The sequence below is a fragment of the Candidatus Sarmatiella mevalonica genome (assembly GCF_016751895.1).
In the GTDB taxonomy this organism is placed as follows: Bacteria; Pseudomonadota; Alphaproteobacteria; order Rickettsiales; family Rickettsiaceae; genus Sarmatiella; species Sarmatiella mevalonica.
Genome location: NZ_JACVVM010000070.1, coordinates 1 through 6812 on the forward strand (window position 1 = coordinate 1; position 6812 = coordinate 6812).

A 6812-nucleotide genomic window follows, 5' to 3' on the forward strand; every position below is an offset into this window, starting at 1 on the left:
TAAACGACTTAAAGCCATCAAAGGAAAAACTCCTTGGCAATTTATATTAAATCACTGGACAATTCATCCTGAATACTTTATACTTAATCCTAACCATTTCTTACTGGGACTAAACAGCTAGAAATAAGAAAAGGATTAAGAATCGGAATAACAAGCAAAAGCGGTAATTATTCAGAGAAAAAGAGAAGACATACATTAAAAACCCAAGTTGTTGTCAATAAGAAGATGAAACAAGTAATATGCACTGCTTTTGCAAATGGTAACGGCATGATTTTAGGCTATTCAAAGAGTCGAGAACAAAGATAAATTCTGATATAAAGGTCATTACTGATACTGGATATCAAGGCATACAAAAGCTGCATAGCAAGTCTGAATTGCCAAGAAAGAAGACTAAGAAAAACCCGTTAACAAAAGAGGATAAGCAGAAAAACCAAGAGCGTGCAAGTGAGAGAAGCGCCATGAAAATGTTATCGGCATGATTAAACGATTCAAAATAGTATCCGACAAATACAGAAACAGATGCAAGAGGTTTGGTCTCGGGTTCAATTTAATCTCTACCATTTACAAATATGGAATTTATAATTTAGAGCTACGAAAACGAAAGTTTCGAAGAAGTTAATACACTCTTCGAAACCTTCACTTAACCCCATATACGCTCGAAGTTGGGCGTTTCGCCTGCTCCTTGCATCCGTTTCTGATTAAGTAAGTTTTGCAAGAAGATGCACTTGCCCTTGACATAGCATAAGTTTGAAAAGAGGTCTAACCGCAAGGTGAGATTGCACACCACGGGATTCAAGATTACAACATAAATGTAAGTTCATAAAACTCTTGGCAATGCTTCTGCTGGCAGTTACTTGTCGCCAACTGCACATCATCGAGAGCTCTAAAACAGTTTAATCTATACGAGTCTTAACCCTACCTTTTTTACCAACTCTACCGCGCAGATAGTATAACTTCGCTCTACGCACCTTACCTCTTTTAATCACCTGCACAGATTGTAGTAAAGGAGAGAATAACATAAACTTACGTTCTACGTCAGAACCCAAGATAGTTCTTTTGACTAAAAATGACGCAGAAACACCTTTGTTACTCCGAGCTATAACAACCCCCTCAAACCTCTGAGTCTTAAATACTCCAGGAACAGATCCAACTCTCACGCTAGTTAATACAGCGACTGTATCTCCGATGCAAAAACTATTCACAGAGGTAGACCACTCCTTTCCTCCGAAACGAGCTGGATATTGCTCTTTCACGCTCTGGATATACTCTGATTCTAACTGTTGTATAACATTCATAAAATTAATATCTATATAAAATTTGACAAATTTGACGACAAAACCAATAGGTCTAGCTAGTAAAACTAGCGATCAAGTGTAGCGCTCACGCAAAAGCTAACGCGCAGACCATCACGAACAAACTTTAGCGTTTAACGATGTTGTGCAACAAGTTTAACAACGTTGTGTAATACACTGTTCATTTAATTTTGTAAAACCAATTCTACAAAACCACAATCCTAATGTGTGATATGCTCTGCAAAGACTAAAACCTCAATAACAAAACTCTCACAGGTTTCCGAAGCTTACGAGCGATCAAATAAATGCTAAACTTATCCAAAAACCACGCCTCTTTCAAAACTCTACCTATTCGCGCCAACTGTGGAGGCGCCGTTGATTCAAAACTCTCTCATACTTTACGTACCCTCGATAGTTCTGCGCTTCGTATGCCCCTTGCATTTACTCATGACGAGAAAGCTTTGGAAGTAGTTTACTAAAAGAAATGTGAAAAAATAACATCACACCAATAACCTAGAGTAAAAATCAACAGAAATGCTATGCGGAAGTATTCTCTGCAGATTTATCATCCTGACCGCCTCTTTTGCTAATGATAGACACTAGCACTTGCTCAGCTTTATCCAAACAACAAACAATGCCACTTGGCAATTCTACTTGCTTAGCCTTAATTGTTTCTTTAGGACCCAAGCCACTCACATCCACCTCAATAGCACTAGGCATATTTGCTACGTTTGCTAAAACCTTAAGAGATCTACGCACTATATTAAAAAAGCCACCGCGCTTTACGCCTGGAGACAATTTGCTATTAGTGAAGATTAAAGGGATATTGACGACTTGAGGCTTATCCTCTTCAACAAAAACAAAGTCAACATGCTCCACAAAGTCTGTAACAGGATGGAACTGTACGCTCTGCGGTAACAACTTATACTCCTTACCATTCAACTTAACTACCGTCATGGATGCGGGAAATGTTTGCCTTTTACAGACCAAGGAAAACTCCTTAAGATCTAGTAAGAAATGCATGGGAGATTTACCCGCGCCATATGCAACACTTGGCAACAAACCACGTCTTCTATAATCCCTGGATGCCCCAGTGCCCAAATTACTCCTTTCTTGCGCAACAAACTCTAGTGGACTTGAATTATTTGCTGGATACATACAAACTACTCACAACAAAAAATATAATACTAAACAAGCAAAATTATGCGGCAATTATTTGCTAAAGTCAAGATGTATAGAGCTAATAGATTTAGAAGTTGATACATTATACTTCCTTGCATCACTCTATTCCTGACGACAACTGCTATGTCGCTCCAATGCAAAGCCTTTACTTCACTTTATGTACACTAGTAGTTCTGCGCCCCCTACGCTCCTTGTATTTACTTCTGATTGAGTGAGTTAAAAAAGGTCTACCTAGAGTTTAGCGTATTTGTTTTCAACTAAGTTAGTCTGCAAGGCATTAATTTTCTCTTTAGTTCGTTTAAAATTTACAAAATCTTTACCATGTAATGCATCGGTATACATTCTCTTAGCCTTGATAGGATCAACGTGCTTACCTCGCACTTTCACTTCAAAATGCAAATGATTCCCAGTCGCTCTGCCTGTCATCCCAACGTATGCTATCACACCACCTCTTTCTACTTTACTACCAACTCTGAGGTTTTTGGCAACACTTTTGGCATGAGCATAGAAAGTAGATATACCATTTTTATGCTTAATTTCTATTGCATTACCGTAAGCCCCATGCCAACCGCATGCAGTAACCACCCCATCAGCCGCAGCGTGGATAGGAGTGCCGGCTGGAGCGGAGTAATCTACGCCAGTGTGCATCCTACTCCTAGCATTAGCATGAATTTTTCTATATCCAAAACCAGAAGAGAAGCTCCCAGTTTTGAGTGGATTGGATAGCAAGAAGGACGTAGCACATTTACCATCTTCAAAAAAGAACCCGCCTCTTTCTTGAAAAGAATAAAGTTTGTATTGTTTATTTTGTGTATTTAAGCAGGCATATATTACCTTACCTTGGCCATTAATCACTGCGCCATCTTTAACTGTTTTTTCTAATATCACGGCAACGCTATCATCGTGCGAAATCTTTTTTAAATCCACGCAAGAAGCGTAAGTGTTTAACAAATCAGCGGCAGTAGCCTTACTCAGCCCCATCTTTCTAAATGCAATGGCGAGACTGTCACCAATCTTTACACTATGATTAACAAAAACTTTAGACGTGGCGCTATTTTTCTGCTTTTGAGTAGATGCGCTGGCTGAGCGTGCGGCGCCTGCAACAGATCGCTTTTTATCAAACTTAAGAAGATCTATTTGACGAGATGTACCAGTATGCAAAACAACTTGAGCCACTACCTCAGATCCTTTATGAGAGGTTTGACGTATCAAATCTATGCGATCCCCGGCCTTGATTGCTTTAAACTCAGATCTGGATGTGATAGCGCTCATCTGTGCCTTGGTTAAGCCATGTTGAGACAAATAGTGAGCTAAATCAGCTTTATTAGGGGCGTAAAGAGTAACGCAATGCTCATCAAACTCTTTATTATATCCCTTTGGATGATATAAGGATATTAGGTGTTTATGCCACACCAAAACATTGGCGGCAAGCAATGTAAACCACAGATAAGTTTTAATATTTAGAGGTGCATTAGCTAAGCGTATCGCTGATGCAACTACTGCAGAATTTGCGAAAAGAATAAAAGGTCTATATGCCCTTTCTATAGCCCGCCCACTTTTATGTAAAAAACGATATACTTTATGCATTGCGTTAGTCATTTGTAGTACAATTTTTATAAGGTTTATTCGCTAACCTCTCTAATCAATAAGGCTAAAGAATTAAAAGAAAAAAGCAAGTAGCGCAAAAAGAAAAACATCACCGCGTAACAAAAAAAATACCTCTATGTGTTTAATAATTTTCTACACGAACTTGCATTTTGCTATATAACGTAATATAAAGAATATGTGAGAAGGGTTTCTAGGTAGGATAGGGTTATTAGATATCCCGGGGAAGATAAACATTATATGACAAACAACGCGCGCTTATGTTGTTGTGGTTTTATACCTTTATAAGCTTTTCGCAATTATTAAGCAACGAGCGCAGAGCCACAGATAGCGACATAAGCGCTATCTACCTGTAGGTTCCCGCGTAGGACCTTAACCTCCCTCCATAGAGGATTCTTCCACGCTTTATCTCAGTAACTCCGGTCTATTCTTAAGGGTTTTACGCGCAGATTCTTTTATTTTATAGTCAGCAATCTGCATATGATGCCCACTAGTCAAAATCTCCGGCACCGCCATGCCTCTCCACTCTAGCGGTTTAGTGTAGACGCAAGATTCGAGCAATCCTGCAAAAGAACTATTAACTTGAAATGACTCCGATTCTATATTTTGCTGGTTTGCCACCACTCCAGGCAATAAACGAATCACGCTATCTAACATCACTAACGCGGCTAACTCACCACCAGACATGACGTAGTCGCCAATACTCACTTCTCGCATCTGATAGCTTGCTATTACTCTACTATCCACCCCTTCATATCTGCCGCACAAGATAATGATATCAGATTGCATACTCATATTGTATGCACATGTTTGATTGAATAATGCGCCAGAAGGTGTAGTATAATATAACATGGCATTTGGCGCTAAAGATAAAGCGTAGTCTATAGCATCTGCTGCTACTTGAGGCATAATTACCATGCCGCCATCTCCACCGTATATGTAGTCATCTACCCTACCATGCTTTGCAGCGAAGTCTCTAATGTTTATTACTTCACATTTCCACCTATTCTCAAGCAACGCCTGTCCTGCAAGGGAAAGACCAAGGGGGCCGGGAAAAATTTCTGGAAAGAGCGTGATGATGATGGCGCGAAAAGTCATTTTTATCCTAATTAATTCAAATTTTTAGTGTCTATGCATCCTGTAAATAATTTAAATTAATATTGTTCAGAATTGTTTGCTAATTTCATAGCTTCATCTTGCGCAACCAACGCATCAATAAACTCTTCTAATTGCCCATTTCTCAACACTGCGTCTATTTTATATAACGTTAAATTAATTCTATGATCCGACACACGCCCCTGCGGAAAGTTATAAGTTCTTATTCTTTCAGATCTATCGCCGCTACCTACTTGCTCCTTCCTAGAAGCGGAGCGTTCGGAATGAAGCCGCTCCCTCTCTATTTCATATATTTTGGAACGTAAAATTTTTAAAGCTTTAGCTTTATTCTTATGTTGCGAACGTTCATCTTGTATAGCAACTACTATGCCTGTTGGAACATGCGTAATACGCACCGCAGAGTCCGTCGTGTTAACGTGTTGACCACCAGCGCCAGAGGCTCTGTAAGTATCGATCAAGAGATCCGATTCATTAATGGTTACATCCACATCCTCCACTTCTGGTAAAATAGCGACGGTAGCGGCTGAAGTATGAATTCTGCCATTGGCTTCGGTTACCGGTACTCTTTGCACCCTATGTACGCCAGCTTCGAATTTGAGTTTGGCATACACATTATGCCCTTTAATTAAAGCGGTTGCTTCTTTACACCCGCCAATACCAGTGTCCGATATAGAAAAAATCTCGAACTTCCACCCTTGATTCTCTGCATATCGTCGATACATAAAAAAGAGATCAGATGCAAACAAACACGCCTCTTCGCCCCCAGTACCCGCTCTTACCTCCAAAATCACGTTCTTGCTATCGGCTTCGTCTTTTGGTATTAAAGATAGTTTAATTTCTTTCTCCAGTCGTGGAATAGCGGATTGTAGTTCATTTATTTCTTCCGCAAATAACTCCTTCATCTCATCATCTAAAGAACTATCTAGCAACCCCTCCTGCGCATGCATCAGATTTTGAGATGCTTTATTATAAGCTGTGATTTTCTCTACTATATCTTTCAAATCAGCATACTCTTTAGCGAGCTTCACAAAATCTTGATCAAATGAATCTCCGCTTAATTTTTGGCTTAAGAAATTATATCTATCTAAAATCTTTTCTAAATGCTGTATAAAACTCATACTAATTTGATACTTTGTTGATGTTTAGCGCCAATAAGAACTGGCGAGGATTCGGTATAAAAATCTTCTGGGTAGATTGTACACTGATTTAAAACAAATTGCCAAAGAGTTTTCCCTTTGATTGCCTTGAGTTGTTTAGCGAAGAGTTATAGGCAGATAGTAATGCGTATGTTTCTTTAAACTCCTTGCGGGACGCGTAATGGAAAATATTTATACTCCAATTGATAATGAAATCAACTCCTTTTCTTAAAACTTAGCTTCTAAATTCTTAGAACCAGTCACGCAAAACATTTAACTAACCTATTCAGCATAATTTTTGTGAAAGCTAATTGAACAAAAGCCTTAGCGGATGAAGGGGAAATCTCATAATCCTTGGATAATCTTCTGAAATTACCCAGCCACGCAAACGAGCGTTCCACAAGCCACCGCCATTGCTGAACCTTAAACCCCCTCGTTCCGTCCACCGGTTTGACAATGCTCAGCAAACACCCCTGCGTAT

At 39.3% G+C, this 6812-nt stretch carries 6 protein-coding genes and 1 pseudogene; 1 reads left to right on the top strand and 6 read right to left on the bottom strand.

Translation table 11 applies throughout. The features are described 5' to 3' along the window. Positions 1-168 precede the first annotated feature (168 nt). A pseudogene (locus tag Sarmat_RS05575) lies at positions 169-619 on the top strand (transposase family protein); the annotation flags it as partial. A 274-nt stretch (positions 620-893) separates the two neighbouring features. On the opposite strand, the gene rplS reads toward Sarmat_RS05575, so the two are convergent. The 6 genes from rplS to Sarmat_RS05605 all read right to left on the bottom strand — a co-directional run. After that, positions 894-1295 (bottom strand): 50S ribosomal protein L19, encoded by a 402-nt coding sequence (gene rplS, locus Sarmat_RS05580; protein WP_202149802.1) that lies wholly within the window; start codon positions 1293-1295, stop codon positions 894-896. A gap of 534 nt (positions 1296-1829) precedes the next feature. Continuing rightward, the gene (locus Sarmat_RS05585) at positions 1830-2450 is read right to left on the bottom strand and encodes a 50S ribosomal protein L25/general stress protein Ctc (protein WP_202149803.1); all 621 of its coding nucleotides are present in this window, start codon (positions 2448-2450) and stop codon (positions 1830-1832) included. Positions 2451-2705: 255 nt separating this feature from the next. Further along, entirely contained in the window at positions 2706-4073 is a 1368-nt protein-coding gene (locus tag Sarmat_RS05590) for a M23 family metallopeptidase (RefSeq protein WP_202149804.1), read from the bottom strand. Positions 4074-4484: 411 nt separating this feature from the next. Further along, the gene (gene trmD, locus Sarmat_RS05595; RefSeq protein ID WP_202149805.1) at positions 4485-5177 is read right to left on the bottom strand and encodes a tRNA (guanosine(37)-N1)-methyltransferase TrmD; all 693 of its coding nucleotides are present in this window, start codon (positions 5175-5177) and stop codon (positions 4485-4487) included. A 56-nt stretch (positions 5178-5233) separates the two neighbouring features. Beyond that, on the bottom strand, positions 5234-6313 hold the full coding sequence (gene prfA, locus Sarmat_RS05600) for a peptide chain release factor 1 (protein ID WP_202149806.1): 1080 nt from the start codon (positions 6311-6313) through the stop codon (positions 5234-5236). Between the two features lie 278 nt (positions 6314-6591). Further along, the coding region (locus Sarmat_RS05605; protein WP_207187042.1) for a transposase at positions 6592-6812 on the bottom strand (221 nt) is incomplete at its 5' end.